Source organism: Paenibacillus sp. JNUCC 35, from assembly GCF_058269095.1.
The window spans coordinates 1442865-1459934 of the sequence record NZ_CM177771.1 but is presented as its reverse complement, the minus strand read 5'-3'; the positions used below and the strand labels follow the sequence as shown (position 1 = coordinate 1459934).

Below are 17070 nucleotides of genomic sequence, written 5' to 3'. Positions count from 1 at the left end.
GCGCAGCGGCAAGAAACAAATTTATTCACAGAGGTGTTCCTTATGAAACAACCGAACTCCGGTTCCGAGACAACGGAACTTAAGCGCGGCCTTAAAGCCAGACATTTAACCATGATTTCGCTTGGCGGTTCCATCGGAACCGGACTCTTCCTGGCCAGCGGCGGAGCGATTCATTCCGCAGGTCCCGGCGGCGCTTTAATCGCTTACGCGGCCATCGGCATCATGGTTTACTTTCTCATGACCAGTCTCGGGGAGCTGTCGGCCTACATGCCGGTATCCGGCTCCTTCTCCACTTACGCTTCCCGTTTCGTCGATCCGGCGCTGGGATTCGCGCTCGGCTGGAACTACTGGTTCAACTGGGCCATTACGATTGCCGCCGAGCTTTCCGCGGCCACGCTCATTATGAAATTCTGGCTGCCCGACAGTCCCTCCATTCTATGGAGTCTGCTGTTCCTGGTGCTGATGTTCTCCCTGAATTACTTGTCTGTCCGCGGATACGGGGAGTCCGAATACTGGTTCGCCCTGATCAAAATCGTGACCGTCATCGTATTCATCATCGTCGGGATTCTGATGATTTTCGGCATTATCGGCGGCGAGTCCGTCGGGTTCAGCAACTTTACGCTGGGAGACGCTCCCGTCAGCGGCGGATTTATGGCCGTACTCGGCGTGTTCATGGCCGCAGGCTTCTCGTTCCAAGGGACAGAGCTTGTCGGCGTGGCGGCCGGCGAAAGCGAGAACCCGCGCGAGAACGTGCCCAAAGCGATCCGCACCATTTTCTGGCGCATCCTGCTGTTCTATATTCTCGCCATCTTCATCATCGGCCTGCTCATTCCTTACACGAGCGGCAACCTGATCAGCGGCGACGTCGAAAATATCGCGATCAGCCCGTTCACCCTCGTGTTCGAGAAAGCCGGTCTGGCGTTCGCCGCCTCCGTCATGAACGCCGTCATCCTGACGTCCGTTCTGTCCGCCGGCAACTCCGGCATGTACGCGTCCACGCGGATGATCTGGACGCTTGCCCGCGAAGGCAAAGCGCCGCGCTTCCTCGGGAGGCTCGACAAGCGCGGCGTGCCGGTGGTCGCTCTGATCGCGACGGCAGCCGTGGGCATGTTCGCTTTCCTCGCCTCCATGTTCGGCGACGGGGTCGTGTACATCTGGCTGCTCAACGCCTCCGGCATGTGCGGGTTCATCGCCTGGCTCGGCATCGCCGTCAGCCACTACCGCTTCCGGCGCGCCTATAAGGCGCAAGGCCGCGACCTGCGCGATCTGCCGTACCTGGCGAAATGGTTCCCGTTCGGCCCCATCTTCGCCCTGATCGTCTGTATCGTCGTGATCCTCGGCCAAAACTACTCGGCGATCTCGGAGAGCGGCGTCGACTGGGCCGGCCTGACCGCCTCCTACATCGGGATTCCGCTTTTCCTGATCGTCTGGATCGCTTATAAAGTCAAGAAGAAAACGAAAGTCCTCCGCCTCGAAGAATGCCGTTTCGACGATTAAGCGCGGCGGCGCGCATAGCCAAAGAACCTCCCCGTCCGTTAAGGACCGGGAGGTTCTTTGTTGTGTCAGGCATTTCGTCGCCCGCTTACATGTTGATATTGCCGACGTTGGCTTTAACGACAATCTCGTCGAATTTGGCGTCGGACGATTTTTTCTTCGACAGGACCGTTCCGAGGATTGCGCCCAGGAATCCGAGGGGAATGGAGATGATGCCCGGGTTCGTCAGCGGGAACAACGGCGTGCCCACGAAGATGGCTTTGCCCGCTTCCGGACTCCATACGCTCGGGCTCAGGGCCACAAGCACCAGGGAAGAGATCAGGCCGACGAGCATGCCCGTTACCGCACCCGCCGTGTTGAAGCGCCGCCAGAAGACGGTGAACAGAATGACCGGCAGATTGGAGCTGGCCGCGATCGCGAAGGCGACGGACACGAGGAACGCGACGTTCAGCTTGGATGCGGCCAGCGACAAGATGATCGACAGGATGGAGACGCCGACGGACGCCCAGCGGGCTACCTTCATCTGCTCGGATTCCGTAGCTTTTCCCTTGCGCACGATGTGGCTGTAGAAGTCATGCGCGAACGCGGAAGCGGCGGAGAGAACCAGACCGGTGACCACGGCCAGAATCGTCGCGAACGCGACGGCCGCGATAAAGGCGAAGAAGAAATCGCCGCCTAGCGCCCGGGCCAGGAGAGGCGCCGCCATGTTGCCGCCCTTGTCTTCCGCGATGATGTTGTCGTATCCGACAAACGCGGCCGCACCGAAGCCCAGGAACAGCGTCAGCACGTAGAAAATGCCGATGATCCAGGTTGCGTACACGACGGAGCTGCGCGCGGTCGGAGCGTCCTTCACCGTGAAGAAGCGGATCAGAATGTGCGGCAGACCGGCCGTACCCAGCACAAGCGCCAGGTTAAGCGAGAGCGTGTCGAGCGGAATTTTATACTTATTGCCGGGGTCCAGGAACTTCTCTTTGAGAGGAGTAACGGCTTTCAGCTGATCGAACATTTCGGTGACGCTGAAGTTAAACTTCGAGAACACGACAATCGAAAGAATAAAAGTTCCGCCCATCAGCAGCACGGCTTTGACGATCTGCACCCACGAAGTGGCGGTCATCCCGCCGAATACGACGTAAACGGTCATCAGCAGGCCCACAATCAGCACGGACGTCGTGAAATCGAGTCCCAGCAGCAGCTTGATGAGCGCCCCCGCGCCCACGAGCTGGGCGATCATATAGAAGGTGGAGATCGTGATCGTATTCAAGGCCGCCACACCGCGGATTTTCTTTTCGTTGAAACGGGCCGCAATCATATCCGCCACCGTATATTTCCCGAGATTGCGGAGAGGCTCCGCTACGAGGTAGAGAACGACCAGATACGCGACCAGAAACCCGATGCTGTAAAAGAACCCGTCAAAGCCGGCCAGCGCGATCATGCCCGCGATTCCGAGGAAAGAAGCGGCGGACATGTAATCTCCGGCGATGGCCAGCCCGTTCTGCCAGCCTGTCAAGCCTCCGCCCGCCGTATAGAACTCATCGGTGGAGTTGGTTTTTTTGGCCGCAAAATAGGTAATCAGAAGCGTGATCGCCACGATGCCCAGAAATAACCAGAATGCCGTCAAATTCACTTGACTTCCCTCCAATTATGAGAAATGAGATCAGCCTTTCATTTGCTGCCGGATTTGCTGCACCATCACATCGAATTTAGCGGCCCGGCGCGAGTAAAGAATGCACAGCACCCAGGTCATGATAAACTGCGCAAAGGCGAATACCCACGCCCAGGAGACGGAACCGAATGCAGGTGTATTAAGCACGGTGGTGTAAGAGGTGAGAATCGGGAGCGTAAAATAAAAGGCAAAGAAGAACAGGGAAAGCGGTAAAATGAATTGTCTTTTTCGTTTCAATAAAGTTTGGAACTGACTGGACTGCGCAATTTCCGTGTAATTGGGCTCCTTGGCTCGCTTTTTCATTAGCTTCCTCCTCCTAAATTTGTTTTCTGGTGATCGTTAAGCGCTTTCATTAAATCCAACCTTATTGCAGATAACCTTTACATTTTGTACCGGTTATTTTTTTCGCTAGCTCCCCCGGTTCAGCGCTTCTTTATTCTCCCTGAAAAAATTCCTTCTACTATAAGCAGCTGAAGCGCATACAGGCCGAGCCACCCGCCGCTGCCCAGAAAGAGGGGATTCAGGAATACCTTATGCACGCTTGTCATAAAAACCGTGTTGTTTACGAGAATCTCCGCCACGGTTATCCCCGCAATGCCGGAAAAAAGCACAAGTGCCGCGTAAGCCAAGGCATCTATAATAAATTTGGCCCCAACCACTTTATTTTGAAGCCAAACGAGCAGCCACGGAACGACAACAACCGTTCCCCACACCAAACCGGACATAGGTTATCCTCCTTTTTTAACCAGCTTACGCAGCCTTGATGAGAATCATACCTGTCTGCCCGAGGATAATGGCACGGTCCCGGCGAAAAGCCGCGTTTGGGGCTGTTGAGCGCCCGAAAACGCTGGGTCGCGGCAATTGTCAAAACGTTCATTCTATGGCAAGATAAAACGAAGACTATAGTCAACGTACAGATAGGAGCATTGAACTAAGCATGAAACCATTGTTTCGACTTATGACGGAACTCTCATCCCGCAAATGGATTTCCCGGATGACCGGTTCGTTTTCCAAATCTCCGCTCAGCCGCTCCCTTATTCCGTGGTTTGCCAAGTCTTACGGCATTCCGGTAGAAGAAGCGGAGAAGGCAATCGGGGAATACGCCACACTCAACGAGTTCTTCACCCGCCGCCTGAAGCCCGGACTCCGTCCGGTCGATACGGACCCGGCCGCGCTTGTCAGCCCGGTGGACGCCGTTATTACCGGCTACGGTCCCGTAGAGGCGGGCCGCATGCTCAGCGTCAAGGGGCAGGATTACACCGTCGAGGAGCTGCTCAACCGCTCCCCGCGTACGATCAATTACGAGAAGGGCTTTTTTATGGTGCTTTATTTAAGCCCGACGGACTATCACCGTATCCACTCTCCGGTTACCGGCGAGATATTGGAGAAAGAACATGTTCCGGGTAAGGTTTATCCCGTGAACGAATTCGGCCTGCGCCACATGACACGCGTGCTCAGCCGCAACGAGCGTCTCATCACCGTGATGGAACATGAAGCCGGGGAGATTGCCGTCGTCAAAGTCGGCGCGCTCAACGTCAGCTCCATTCAGTATGTGGAAGGCCTTCCGTCTCACCTGCAGGCGGGCGACGACCTCGCTTATTTCGAATTCGGCTCGACCGTTGTGCTCGTCACTGAGAACGGCATCCTGACGCCGCGCTCCGATCTCCAGGTGGGCAGCAAAGTCCGCATGGGCGAACGGATCGGTACGCTTAAGCAATCTACACACTAGCTTCACGAAAGGAGTGCGTGCCCTATGGCGTCGCAGGCGACAGTCAATGCCGGCACAGCACGACCCTCAGCAGGAATCCCTACGTCGAAACCGACGGTCTATAAGGTACTCCTTGCCATCAGTCTCGTGCATCTGTTCAATGACTCGATTCAGTCGGTTATCCCGGCTATCTATCCGATTTTAAAAGACAGCATGACGCTTTCGTACGCCCAGATCGGATGGATCTCGTTCTACTTCAATCTGACCGCTTCCATCATGCAGCCGGTCATCGGTATGTATACCGACCGGAAGCCCAAGCCCTACATGCTGCCGCTCGGCATGGCCTCCACCTTCCTCGGCATGCTCCTGCTCGCGTTCGCGCCTTCGTACGCGTTCGTGCTGCTGGCCGTATCGCTGGTGGGCCTGGGATCGGCGGCCTTCCATCCGCAGGGCTCGAAGGTCGCCCACCTGGCCGCAGGCTCCCGCAAGGGACTCGCCCAGTCGATCTTCCAGGTCGGCGGCAACGCGGGGCAATCGCTGGCTCCGCTGCTGACGAAATGGATCTTCATCCCGCTGGGCCAGTTCGGCTCGATCTGGTTCACCCTCGTGGCGGGCGCCGCCATGCTTGTGCAAACCTTTATCGCCCGCTGGTATAAGGGTGTGATCGAGGCCGGAGCCGTGACGGCGAAGAAGACCGTGCAGCGCGCGATGGACCCCACCAAGCGGAATAAGATCGCCACCGCGATCGTCGTGCTGGTGTTCCTGGTCTTTATCCGCTCGTGGTACTCGGCGGCCATGACGAGCTATTACGCCTTCTATTTGCGCGATGTCGTCGGCACGACCATCGACCAGGCGCAAATCTATATTTTCCTGTTCCTGGCCGCAGGCGCGCTCGGAACGTTCTTCGGCGGACCTCTCGCCGACCGGTTCGGACAGAGAACCGTCATCTTCGTCTCGATGTGCGGCGCGGCTCCGCTGGCCGCCCTCATCCCCTACGTCGGTCTGGGATGGGCAACCGTGCTGCTCGTGCTGACCGGATTCATCGTGTTCTCCAGCTTCTCCGTCACTGTCGTGTATGCGCAGACGCTGATTCCGGGGAAAGTCGGCATGGTATCCGGCCTGATTACGGGCTTCGCGTTCGGCATGGGCGGGATAGGAGCGCTCGTTCTGGGCAACCTGATCGACGCGCACGGGATCAGCCTCATCATGAAGCTGTCCAGTCTTCTGCCGATTCTCGGCATCTTGACGCTCTTTCTTCCGTCAGACCGCAAGCTGCGTGAATGGTCCGCAGAAGTATAAACATAAGCCAAACCGGTATTCCCCGCGGGGAATACCGGTTTTTTTAGGTCTTGTCCGTAACTGTTTTATAAGCGGTCATTTCTCAGCCGACGTTTCACCCTTCAACCCATCCATTCGTTTAAAGCCAAGATCACGAAAGCCGCCAGCGTCAAAAGATAAAAGGCTCCTATCGCAATGGCTGCGGCAGCTCCCGCTATTTTGGCTATACCCAGCAGCACTTTTTTCATTCTCTACCTCCTTCATCAGGCTGCAGTGACGACCTCGACTAAGGTTGATCCACCGAAAATTCCCACGGACCTCTTACCAGCGTATGAAGGGATGACACCTTCAACTCGTACTCCTTCTGACCGGGTTGAACCGACAGAAGCATCCATTCCAGCCTGTTGGTTTGCTCGTTACGGTGCCAGACCGCGCCGCCATTTAACAGACTTGGGGGAAATTCGTACAAGATCTCGGCCGCCTGCTCGTCGTTATGAAGCTCGAACCAGATGCGGATGCTGTCTTCCCCGGCTTCGCCTTCTCCGTCAATTTTCTCCCCCTTGAGAATTCTCTCCACCCGGCTCACCTTGACCGGAAAACCGAACAAGTCAAACGTCCGGTTAATTTCCACACTCCCCTTATCGGGAACAGGGAGACGGATGACGGCCGGCTGGTCATAGCTTCTCGTCAGATCAATCGCGGGGATGACCAGCTTGACTCCGCCCTCCCTCTCGTTGCCGCGCTCCCAGTAAATTTCACTCGGATTAGGGAACGTCTCGTCCTGCGTGTAGGGAATTTCTTTACCCGTGCCGGGATTAAAGAGCTTAGCGGACGGAACTTCCTTATAAAAAGAATTAAACCCGTATGAATTGATTTTCACTTCACCCGGCAGTTGAGGAAGAATCGTTAGTTTCATCTTCCCTTCATCCACCGCCGCACTCACGGCGGTCAACCGGATCCCGCTATGTTCAGCCGTAGGACCGAGATCCGCTACTTGCTCCACTTCCCGGGGAGTGACAAGCTTCAAAGGGAGCTGCTGCCCCTCCACAATCAGGGTCGTATCGCCGGTAACCTTGATCCGGCCTTCGTAGCCGTAAAACCCGGTCCATCCTCCTTCCGCCCCCGTCAGCGTAGCCCGGCGGAAAACGTACTTCTCTCCCAGGCCGTTCCGCAGGGTCACCTCCGAGGCCCGGGGCAAGCCGGTGCCGACCAGCGTAACGGACGAGTTTTTCTCACCGATGGAAAGTCCTCTGATTTCAAGCTGCCCTTTTCCGATTTTATGAGTAGTCGGCAGTGGCTGCACGTACTCCACCCGCTGCTCCGTCTTCTCCGAATCGGCAACTCCGGCAAAGCCAGGCAGGTATTGAAGCACACGCCGCATTTGGGCAGCCACTTCCGGCTGAGCGCCCGCAAGCACCCCGCCGGTAAGCAGCAAAGCCGCTAACGCGGCCAGGAGAGCATATCTGCGCAGGAGCTTCGGTCGATTTGTTCCCGTTCGCCTAACCGGAGAAACAGCCGGTGCAAGCTCTCCGCCGGATGAAGGGCAAATCGCGGTCTTTGTCTTTGTGCCAGGGGATATCACGGCTATTTTCTCAAAAGTCCGCTGCTTAATTGCTGTCAGCCTGCCGGGGTCTTTCTCCCATGGAAATTCCGCTGTATCCAAGTCAGGGATGTGATTTTCTGCCAAGTCGGCCGTTATTTCATCCAGAAGCCCAAACCATTCCAGTTCTTCTTCGCGTTTTTTCATGAGATCCCCTCCTTACGAACTGTTTTCATCTGCTCCTTGAGCTTTTTCCTGGCTCGGTACAACCGATTTTCAACCGCCTTGGCCGTCAACCCCACAGCAGCCGCAATCTCCTCCACGGACTCGTAATAGTAATATCGCCGATAGAAAATAATCCGGTCTTTGTCTTCCAGCCTGTCGATCAAGGCTAAAAATTCTTCCTGCATTTCCCGGTCAAGAACGATCTGCTCGGTATCCGTTTCGGCCGTGAGTTCCGTCTCCGTGAGCATTTTACCCAATCGGTTTTCCGGTCTCAATCGCCGGCGGTAATCCAGCGCTTTGTATTTGGCGAGAATAAGCAGCCAAGTTTTATAAGTCCCCCGTCGAGGCTCATATTCTACGGTCCTGTTCCAGGCGGCGGCAAAAACATCGCTGACACATTCCTCGATATCCTCACGCGATACCGCTCCTTGAAGGATACGATGCACCAGACCGTATATATTCGAAGCGTATAAATCCATAAGCGCTTCCAGTGCGGCAGGATCCTGTTCGGACATCCCGCGTGCCAGCCACTCCTCCGATTTTTCCATATAGCGCCCCCCGTATGTCCCATCCCTAAATCCGTTTTATTCTGTCACTATGTAACTACGTCCGTTCCCTTCACAATCACTCAAGCGGGTAGAAATATCGTCCAAACCTTCACACATACACTAGAAAAAGCGGATATTCTTCAATACCGACCGGTGTTTGGTTCATAGGAATTGCGATCTCTTTCATGCAATCAATCCCCGGTCACCGCCCTTATTTATTTTTTCATCCAAAGGAGGCGCAGCATGGGCATCTACATCCCCGTAGAGCAGGGAGTTAACCTTTATGTCGAGGATTTGAACCCCGGGGGCGGCGGCAAAACGATTCTGTTCATTCACGGCTGGCCGCTTAACCACACGATGTTCGAGTACCAGTTCGATCAGCTTCCCAAAGCCGGATACCGCTGTATCGGCGTCGATTTGAGAGGGTTCGGCAAATCCGACCGCCCTTGGGGAGGCTATTCCTACGACCGGATGGCGGACGATATCCGCCGTGTGATCGAGACGCTTAGGCTCGAAGGCATTATACTGGCCGGATTTTCCATGGGAGGAGCCATCGCGATCCGGTATATGGCCAGACACGGCGGGTTTGGCGTTTCCAGGCTGGCTCTGTTCGCTCCGGCGGCTCCCCTATTTACCAAACGTCCGGACTTCCCGTACGGCAATTCAATCGAAGAACTGAACCATCTCATAGAAGGAACCTATACCGACCGCCCTAAAATGCTCGAAGATCTCGGCGGCCGTTTCTTTGCCCGGTATGTGTCGGCCCCTCTTCAAAACTGGTTTCACGGGATCGCCCTGTCGTCCTCCGGGCACGCGACCGCCATGGGAGCGGCTCTTTTGAGAGACGAGGATCTGCGTCCCGATCTGCCCAAAATCTCGGTGCCCACAGTGATTTTCCAGGGGGCGCAGGACCTGATCTGTCCCTATCCGCTAGCCCAGGCGACACAAGCGGGCATCAAGGACTCGGAGCTCGTGCCGTTCGCGTACAGCGGACATGGCTTGTTTTACTGTGAGATGGGCAAATTCAACCGGGAGCTGATGCGGTTCGCCGGTTCCTAGTCATCCGGTTCGTTATTCGGTTCAGCCGACTCCCGGCGCAGGGTGAGAAGACATTTTTTTACCCGCTCGGCCCCGTGTTCCCATTGCCAAATATTGTTAACCTTGCTATACTTCATAGAAAACTTCGGACGGGGTGTCTATCGAATGAAAAGAAAACTTGGCTGCTATCATGCCCACTACTCCAATATCGAACATATCGAGAAAGCCCTCGGCTCTTATGACATCGAGCTGGTGCATTTCGTCGATCCCGGTCTGGACCGGATTAAGAACGACAGCGATTTTACGGAGGAACTGGCCCTGAACAAAATAAAATCCACACTCGACTGGTTAGCCAGCTGTCATGTGGATGCCATTTTGATTACCTGTACGTATTTTACGGCTCATCTGCCTGAAAATTTCTCCTGCCCGGTGCCGATTATTAAGATCGACGATCCTTTGTTTCATAAAATCCTGCAGCTGAACCGGCCTTCGGTTCTCGTTTTCACCAATCCTTCGACTGTCGAAGGCACGATGGAACAGCTCCATAAGTTTGCGGCCGCAGCCGGCCAGGAGATTCAGGTGGAGTCGGTCCTTCTTGAAAATACGTTCCAGCTTGTCATGCAGGGCAAGAAGAACGATTATATCGAAGCGGTTTCCAGAGGACTGTTCCATGCCATCGAAGACCATCCCCGCAAAACGGTGTTCGCGGCCCAGCTTTCCATGGTGCCCGCCGCCCAGCGGGTCGGCAGGGAAAGCGACGCGTTCCTCGGCAACCACCTCGACGCCCTTCCGGGCTATTTGAAAGATATTCTCAGCCTCGAAGCCGTAGGGCGCTGACGCGGGTATACAGCCCGCGGCAATACCTAGCGGTTCTCGTAGTAGGAACTCGGCCGGAATACGCCGCCGCTTTCCGCGTAGAAAGCCTCGTCCAGCTCGAACAACCCGCCGCGCGTGCGGGTCCAGCCCGCTCCCGCCGCCGGATGATAGCTTACGAGACGGTCCCAGCCGCGGTAATTTTGCCCGCCGTTGGACTCGATCAGGCCGTAAGCCATCCCGGGCAGAGGACGGAGGTGAGCGGCCAGCACGCGGGTCCACTCCACCAGCAGTGGATTGGCCGTAAGGTCGGCGCAGAAGCACGGCACTCCCCGCTCGGCGGCCAGAGCGGCCACTTTCAGGCTCAGGCTCATCGACTTCGCCGCCGGTTTAAGGGCAAGGGCTCCATAGCCGAGATCCATATAGTAGCGGGCATCGCTTTCGGACTGAATGCTCTCATCCCCGGCAATACGGGCCGGTACATCCTCGACGGAGATTTCACGCCCGTCTAGGAACGGCTCTTCCACCAGAATGACAGAAGGCAGCGATCCGCTGCGGTCCGCATCCTCCAGCAGCCGCAGGAGGTCGTCTTTTGCCGCGTAACGGCCGTTCAGGTCGAGATAATAAGACACCGCTGCCGGGGCCGGACGGGTCTGCAAATAAGCTTGGGTCAGCTCATGAATATGCCGCAGGCGCCTGCTGTCCCAGTCGATCATATCGTCGCCGCTGGATCCTAGCTTGACTTTGAGCACGGTACAGCCCTGCTCCAGCAAGCCGGTGATTTCTCCGTCGTCCGTACCGTACGCGATAGCAGGAACGGCTGCAACCGCCTCCGTCTTCTGCTCGCCTAGGCTGCGGTATTCACCCGGCAGCAGATCCGAGAAGCGGTAAATCTCCCGCTCCCGCGCGTAGAGGACCCAGGTCGCGAAATCGACCGCCGCCAGCGCGTTCAGAACATAAGTCGGCCGGACATCCGGATGCCCCTGACGGGCGAACCAGGGCTGCGAAGGCCGCGCATACAATTCTTCGAACAGCTCCATCGGATGCCCGAAGGAGGTTCCCGACAGGGACTTTACGGTCTCCTCCGCAAATTTGTACATGAGCTCGTTAGCTCCCTGTTCCCCGAGAGACGCCATCAGATTCGCATCCGACCACAATGGACTCTGGACGCCCACTCCCGTACCCTTGTGACCGCTTTCACTAGTTAGCGTAACAATCGGCTGCCACAGCTCCGTTAATTGTCCTCCCTTAAATCCGAAAGGATGAAGCAGCGGTTCCCGGTCGACTCGCAGGTTGCTTTCCGTAATTGTCAGCATGCGTTTTCTCGCCCTCTTTCTCCCCGTTCGCCGGGGCTTTCTTTGTCGGGCAGCTTAACTTCATACCCGCATAAGCACATTTCATTGTACCCATATCTTAGGAGTCACGGCAGAGCCTGTCAATGAATCGGCCATTTATCGCAACTTTATAGACACGGAAGCCGTAAAATGGAAGGAAGGGAAAGGGGTGAAAACCATGCGCACAAGACCGATTTATTTGTTCTATGGAGGTATGTCCCTGCTAATGATGGTCGTATACACCGTCCAATTTATCAGTGGCATGCCGGAAGTTTACAAGCAGCGGACCGGGCCTCTGGGAAACGCGGAGCACTTTGAGAACTTGTTTTCGAAAGGCTTCCCCTGCGCCGTTTTGGCTCTGGTCATGACGTTTTTTTATCTGATTCTATATTTGGCCGACAGGCCGAAAAATTTGGCCGACAGGCCGAAAAAAGAGCCGGATCAAGAGCCCCGATAAGGCCCGATTCAGCTTTTCCCGCCTATATCGGAATCGGAACTCCTCGGAACGCAGTCCCTGCTTCCGGCGATGTTTATCGCTTGCGGGAAGTCCGCCCGGTTAGCCGGACAAGATCTCCAAGGTCAGCAGCTGACCGGTTCTTTTCGTCACGGTAGCCTTCACCTGATTCCCCGGCTCCAGAAGCTCTCCGCTTTCCCCCGGCGGTATTTCCCTGGAGGGCAGCTTGTAGTGCTTTACCTTGCCCTCCCGCGTCTTCAGCGACAGCCTGCCGTTGTTATAGTCCGTTACCCGGCCTTCAAATTCAATGTGACGGGATTCGAACATATCGAACAGGACATATCCGGCGGTAAAAAGCGCAAAAAGCAGGCCGAGAACCGTCAGCGGCTTAAGAAAGGCGGACTGTTCCCAACTTTGTATCATCAGCGTGGCAAACATAAAAGCGCTGAATACCGACCCGGCCAGCAGAGGCAGCAGCGGATTTCGTATTTCAATCGTCTTCATAAGCTCTCCTCCTCGGCAATGAGCGTTTCTTTTTACAAGCAAGCTTTATCCTCTATATTTCGTCCTCCGGCCTAAAGCGCCAATGTGTTCTCTTCTTCTACTCTAACGAATCTATCTTGGAAAATAAATACAAAATTACAAAATGTTTTGCGAGCCTGCTAAAAAAGCCCCCGCACCGGCTGGTACGAGGGCTTCTCAAAGCTAAGAACCGTTCATTGCATAAACAAATTCACGTCGTGCATAGGGTATCCCGATCGGGAGTTTACAGCTGAGCCGCCAGCTCCGTCACGAAACGCTCCAGCATAACGCGGTCGGTTTCGTCAAAACGGGCCAGGTTCGGACTGTCGATATCCAGGACGCCCAGCAGCTCGCCGTCTTTAACAAGCGGTACGACGATCTCCGAGCGGGAGGCCGCGTCGCAGGCAATATGCCCGGGAAACTGCTCCACATCCTCAACAACCAGCGTCTCGCGCTTCTGCGCAGCGGTACCGCATACTCCGCGTCCGAGCGGAATGCGCACGCAAGCCGGAAGCCCCTGGAAAGGCCCGAGCACCAGCTGCTCTCCTTCGAGCAAGTAAAAACCGACCCAATTTATATCCCGGAGAAACTGGCCGAGCAGAGCCGAAGCGTTCGCCAGATTGGCAATCCGGCTTGTCTCCCCTTCAATCAGCGCCTTCAACTGGGCAATGACGAGGGTGTACTGCTCTTCACGGGTTCCTCCGTAAGTTTCCGTATGAAACATGTTATCGCCTGCTTTCCCAGTAAAACTGTAACCAGGAATTTATTATAGCATACCCGCGCCGTCTGCGGACTGGGCGGCTTCGTCACTGCGGATATCCGCACTTTTCCGTCTGGCTACGCCGGTTTCATAAGCGGCCGCAATCACGGCCTCGCGGACTTTCTTCACGACCTGCTTGTTGAACACGCTCGGTATAATGTAAAGCTCGTTGAGCTCTTCTTCCGTCACGACGGACGCGATAGCTTTGGCGGCTGCCAGCTTCATCTGCTCGTTGACCCGCGTAGCGCGGCAGTCCAGAAGACCGCGGAACAGGCCCGGGAAGCACAGGACGTTGTTGATCTGGTTCGGATAGTCGGAACGGCCCGTCGCCATCACGCGCACGTAAGGCTCCGCTTCTTCCGGCGAGATTTCCGGTGTCGGATTCGCCATGGCGAATACAATCGGATCAGCCGCCATTTTCTTGACGTCCTCCACTTTAAGCACGCCCGGTCCGGACAGACCGACAAAAATATCGGCTCCCTCGATCACGTCGGAGAGACGCCCTTTTTCCTCATTCGGATTCGTATTCTCCGCATACCACTGCCACGAATCGTACGGATACGATTCGCCGCGGACCAGAGCGCCCTGACGGTCGACTCCGATTACGTTCTTAACGCCTGCCGCAAGCAGAATCTTGGTGCATGCGATACCGGCAGCTCCGATGCCGCAGACGATAACCTTGCAGTCTTCAAGCTTCTTGCCCGCAACCTTGACCGCATTCAGCATGCCGGCAAGCAGAACGACCGCCGTGCCGTGCTGGTCATCGTGGAAAACGGGAATATCCAGCTCTTCGATAAGCCGGTTCTCGATTTCAAAACAGCGCGGGGACGAAATATCTTCCAAGTTGATTCCGCCGAAAGCCGGGGAAATCGCTTTTACGATCGATATGATTTCTTCAGGGTCCTGTGTATTGAGGCAGATCGGGAAAGCATCTACGCCGGCAAACTGCTTGAACAGCATCGCTTTACCTTCCATAACTGGCATCGCCGCTTCCGGACCGATATCGCCCAGCCCCAGAACGGCCGTACCGTCCGATACAACGGCGACGGTATTGCGTTTAATCGTCAATGAGAACGCTTTCGAAGGATCTTCATGAATGGCCATACAAACGTTTGCCACCCCGGGTGTGTACACGCGGGACAAATCATCACGGTTCTTGATCGGTATTTTCGCCGTCGTTTCGATTTTACCGCCCAAGTGAAGCAGGAACGTCTGGTCAGACACGTTAATGACTTTTACGCCATCCAGCTCGTTTAGAGCCTTCACGATGGCATCCGTCTGATTCTGATCGCTGACTTTGACGGTAATGTCCCGGACGGTAACGGTTTTCGTTGAACGGTTGACGTCAATTGCCACGACATCGCCGCCGGCGTCGCCGATCGTAGTCGCGATCTGCCCGAAATTCGTGCGTTCTTTCATCATCTCAAGCCGCAAAATAATACTTGTACCTCCGGTAAATCCGGCCATATCCAATCACTCCTACGGTATTTCTAGTACGGAAAAGCCTCGGCGAGTCAAACCGGGCTCGTCCTTCATTCACATCATAGCACAAACCTTTTGGAGATTCCTGTATGCTTACAAAAAAGTTTCCCTCAGGACTTCCGTCATCACGGCGATGCCGCGGCCGATCTCCTCCCGGGACAGATGTCCGAAGCCGAAACATGCCGCGGGTCTTCCTCCGCAGCGGACATGCTGCCCGGCGTCCCGCCAGAAGACACCCCGCTCGGCGCATTCGGCGGCAAATCGCCTGTACTCTTCCGCGCCGCCTTTCCACCAGCCGAAAATATGGAGTCCCGCTTCGCTCGGCATCCATTCAAATGCGGGATCCAGCGCGGTCAGCCCCGAATGCAGCAAGGCGGATTTTTCCCCGTACACCCGCTGCATCCTGCGCAGATGACGCTCGTAGGCGCCGCTGTTCATAAAGGCCGCCAGGGCCCGCTGCTCCATCATCCCCGTCGTCAGAGGCTCGTAATGCTGCTTGGCGCGCCGGAAAGGTTCGACGAGAGACGGCGGCAGCACCGCATAGCCGAGGCGCAGGCCCGCGTACATCGTCCGCGAGAACGTGCCGACGAACAGGACGCGGCCTTCGCGGTCCAGCGCCTTAAGCGGCTCCAGGGGCCGGCCCGCGTAGCGGAACTCGGTGTCGTAATCGTCCTCGATGATGACGGCGCCGCGTTCCTTCGCCCAGCGGAGCAGCTCCTGCCTCCGCTTCAGCGGAAGAACCGCCCCGGTCGGAAACTGCCGTCCGGGGGTGACGAACAGCAGCCGCGCATTCCATGGCTGCGGGATGATGCCCTGCCCGTCGACAGGCGCATCGACGGGCACGCCGCCTGCGGCGGCCGCAGCGCGCACGGCGCCGCTGTAACCGGGCGACTCGACGACTACCTCGTCGCCCGGACCTACCAGCAGCTGCATCGTCAGCGCGATCGCCTGCATCGACCCGTTCACGATTGCGACGCAATCGGGGTCCGCATCGATGCTTCGCGAGCGCCGCAGATGCAGCGCGATAGCCGAGCGCAGCGAATAGTCGCCTTGAGGGTCGCGAAGCGGACTCTCAAGGAAGGCGGCGCTGCGCACCTGCTCGTGCAGGCAGCGGTTCCAGGCCTGCCGCGGGAAGGCCGAGCTGTCGGTGCCGGACAGCTCGAAGACGACGGAACCCGGACCCGCGGGTGTTTGCGGTTCGCTCCAGGAGGCCGCACTGCGGCAGTGCGTTTCGTCCGCCCGCGCGGGCGGGCTTGCAAGGGCCGCGGTTCGCCCGGCAATCCCTGCCTGCTTCATGCCGTCTGCCTGCCCTTGCCCCGCAGTCTCTGCATCCGCGGCTTTCAACCCGTTCGCCTCTGCCAGCTCTGCGCCTCTCGCTTCGGCATAACCTGCGTTTGCGCCGTCCGGCCTCCGCTCTGTTCCGCCGTACTCCTGCTCCCGGATATCGTCCTTATTTCCTGCCGAGGCGCCCCTCCCTTCTCCCCGCCTGCCTGCGCCGCCTCCCGGTTCCATCAAAAGGCGTCCCCATGCTGACAAAAGGAGGGGTTCATCCGAAGAGGAGCCGGTTCCCGCCGTCTGATCGCTCCGGTAGGCAACGAACGTTCCTTTTCCCGGTTTGCCTTCTATGTATCCTTCGGACATCAGCATCTCGTACACTTGCGTAACGAGTCCCCGGGAGATTCCGTATACCTCCGCCAGCTCCCGGCTGGAAGGGAGTTTGGAGCCCGATTCCAGTCTTCCTTCTACTATACTTTCCCGCAGCGCTCGGTAGAGGGCGGTATTTTTATGGGGAAACAGTTGTGCATAGTGATTAAAAGGGATTAAAATCTTCACATAAACCTCCGCCGAATTCCGGTGAAAATAAAAAGCCGTCTGATCGTTTCTATCTTCTTACCATCTCACAGAGACGTGTTCAAAATCAACAGCGCTGCAGCCGACTCCGGCCCCCGCTCACCTGAGTCCCATTTCAGGCGGTCTCTACGAACTTTTGTGAAGGGAGAAGCAAGCTTGAGGAACTTCCTGATCCCCTATCAAGGAAGCTCTATAAGCCGTTTCACCTGTTCCGTTTAGGCAATATTTGAAGCCGCCGCCCTGTTTAAGGGGGCTGTTTCCGGCAGCGGAGCGAAGCATGGGTTCTTTGCCCGTCTCCACCCGCAGCTCCGGTAACAGGACAGACGCTTGTTGTCTGCCTTCGGCGCACAGAAAGGAAAA

17 protein-coding genes are annotated in these 17070 nt (G+C 56.5%); 6 read left to right on the top strand and 11 right to left on the bottom strand.

Annotation, left to right across the window (positions count from 1 at the left end; all coding sequences use genetic code 11):
- Window positions 1-42 precede the first annotated feature (42 nt).
- Window positions 43-1497, top strand: coding sequence for an amino acid permease (locus AC2TF6_RS06615; protein WP_491310403.1), 1455 nt, complete (start codon window positions 43-45; stop codon window positions 1495-1497).
- A gap of 85 nt (window positions 1498-1582) precedes the next feature.
- Here the strand turns inward: AC2TF6_RS06615 and AC2TF6_RS06610 are convergent, their stop codons facing one another.
- The 3 genes from AC2TF6_RS06610 to AC2TF6_RS06600 all read right to left on the bottom strand — a co-directional run bounded on the left by AC2TF6_RS06610 (window position 1583) and on the right by AC2TF6_RS06600 (window position 3882).
- Window positions 1583-3118, bottom strand: coding sequence for a solute symporter family protein (locus AC2TF6_RS06610; protein WP_491310402.1), 1536 nt, complete (start codon window positions 3116-3118; stop codon window positions 1583-1585).
- 30 nt (window positions 3119-3148) lie between these two features.
- The gene (locus AC2TF6_RS06605) at window positions 3149-3460 is read right to left on the bottom strand and encodes a DUF485 domain-containing protein (RefSeq protein ID WP_491310401.1); all 312 of its coding nucleotides are present in this window, start codon (window positions 3458-3460) and stop codon (window positions 3149-3151) included.
- 119 nt (window positions 3461-3579) lie between these two features.
- Window positions 3580-3882 (bottom strand): hypothetical protein, encoded by a 303-nt coding sequence (locus tag AC2TF6_RS06600; protein ID WP_491310400.1) that lies wholly within the window; start codon window positions 3880-3882, stop codon window positions 3580-3582.
- A gap of 212 nt (window positions 3883-4094) precedes the next feature.
- Here AC2TF6_RS06600 and asd point away from each other — a divergent pair, with 212 nt between their 5' ends.
- Window positions 4095-4886 (top strand): archaetidylserine decarboxylase, encoded by a 792-nt coding sequence (asd, locus tag AC2TF6_RS06595; RefSeq protein WP_009676406.1) that lies wholly within the window; start codon window positions 4095-4097, stop codon window positions 4884-4886.
- A 24-nt stretch (window positions 4887-4910) separates the two neighbouring features.
- Entirely contained in the window at window positions 4911-6164 is a 1254-nt protein-coding gene (locus AC2TF6_RS06590; protein WP_009676412.1) for an MFS transporter, read from the top strand.
- 101 nt (window positions 6165-6265) lie between these two features.
- On the opposite strand, the gene AC2TF6_RS06585 is transcribed toward AC2TF6_RS06590, so the two are convergent.
- Genes AC2TF6_RS06585 through AC2TF6_RS06575 form a run of 3 tightly spaced genes read right to left on the bottom strand, consistent with a single transcriptional unit; the run spans window position 6266 to window position 8456 of the window.
- On the bottom strand, window positions 6266-6391 hold the full coding sequence (locus tag AC2TF6_RS06585) for a hypothetical protein (RefSeq protein ID WP_491310399.1): 126 nt from the start codon (window positions 6389-6391) through the stop codon (window positions 6266-6268).
- A 38-nt stretch (window positions 6392-6429) separates the two neighbouring features.
- Window positions 6430-7890 carry a Tat pathway signal protein gene (locus AC2TF6_RS06580; RefSeq protein WP_491310398.1) on the bottom strand — a complete coding sequence of 487 codons (1461 nt, stop codon included), beginning with the start codon at window positions 7888-7890 and terminating at the stop codon, window positions 6430-6432.
- Window positions 7887-8456, bottom strand: a complete 570-nt coding sequence (locus AC2TF6_RS06575; protein WP_491310397.1) for a sigma-70 family RNA polymerase sigma factor — start codon at window positions 8454-8456, stop codon at window positions 7887-7889. Before AC2TF6_RS06575 ends, AC2TF6_RS06580 begins: the two co-directional genes overlap by 4 nt.
- A 243-nt stretch (window positions 8457-8699) precedes the next feature.
- Between AC2TF6_RS06575 and AC2TF6_RS06570 the strand changes: the two genes are divergently transcribed.
- Together AC2TF6_RS06570 and AC2TF6_RS06565 are read left to right on the top strand one after the other, a co-directional pair.
- Entirely contained in the window at window positions 8700-9515 is an 816-nt protein-coding gene (locus AC2TF6_RS06570; protein ID WP_491310396.1) for an alpha/beta fold hydrolase, read from the top strand.
- Between the two features lie 144 nt (window positions 9516-9659).
- Entirely contained in the window at window positions 9660-10331 is a 672-nt protein-coding gene (locus AC2TF6_RS06565; RefSeq protein WP_491310395.1) for a hypothetical protein, read from the top strand.
- A 26-nt stretch (window positions 10332-10357) separates the two neighbouring features.
- On the opposite strand, the gene AC2TF6_RS06560 is transcribed toward AC2TF6_RS06565, so the two are convergent.
- Complete coding sequence (locus AC2TF6_RS06560) at window positions 10358-11623, bottom strand: enolase C-terminal domain-like protein (RefSeq protein ID WP_491310394.1); 1266 nt, start codon at window positions 11621-11623, stop codon at window positions 10358-10360.
- Window positions 11624-11819: 196 nt separating this feature from the next.
- Here AC2TF6_RS06560 and AC2TF6_RS06555 point away from each other — a divergent pair, with 196 nt between their 5' ends.
- Window positions 11820-12098: a hypothetical protein gene (locus AC2TF6_RS06555; protein ID WP_491310393.1), complete on the top strand. Its 279-nt coding sequence runs from the start codon at window positions 11820-11822 to the stop codon at window positions 12096-12098.
- 99 nt (window positions 12099-12197) lie between these two features.
- Here the strand turns inward: AC2TF6_RS06555 and AC2TF6_RS06550 are convergent, their stop codons facing one another.
- The 4 genes from AC2TF6_RS06550 to AC2TF6_RS06535 all read right to left on the bottom strand — a co-directional run bounded on the left by AC2TF6_RS06550 (window position 12198) and on the right by AC2TF6_RS06535 (window position 16692).
- Complete coding sequence (locus AC2TF6_RS06550) at window positions 12198-12599, bottom strand: hypothetical protein (RefSeq protein WP_491310392.1); 402 nt, start codon at window positions 12597-12599, stop codon at window positions 12198-12200.
- Window positions 12600-12861: 262 nt separating this feature from the next.
- A complete protein-coding gene (locus AC2TF6_RS06545) occupies window positions 12862-13341 on the bottom strand; it encodes a GAF domain-containing protein (protein WP_491310391.1) in 480 nt (159 codons plus the stop codon).
- A 42-nt stretch (window positions 13342-13383) separates the two neighbouring features.
- Window positions 13384-14844 carry an NAD-dependent malic enzyme gene (locus tag AC2TF6_RS06540; RefSeq protein WP_491310390.1) on the bottom strand — a complete coding sequence of 487 codons (1461 nt, stop codon included), beginning with the start codon at window positions 14842-14844 and terminating at the stop codon, window positions 13384-13386.
- A 108-nt stretch (window positions 14845-14952) separates the two neighbouring features.
- Window positions 14953-16692: an aminotransferase-like domain-containing protein gene (locus tag AC2TF6_RS06535; protein WP_491310389.1), complete on the bottom strand. Its 1740-nt coding sequence runs from the start codon at window positions 16690-16692 to the stop codon at window positions 14953-14955.
- Window positions 16693-17070: the final 378 nt, after the last annotated feature.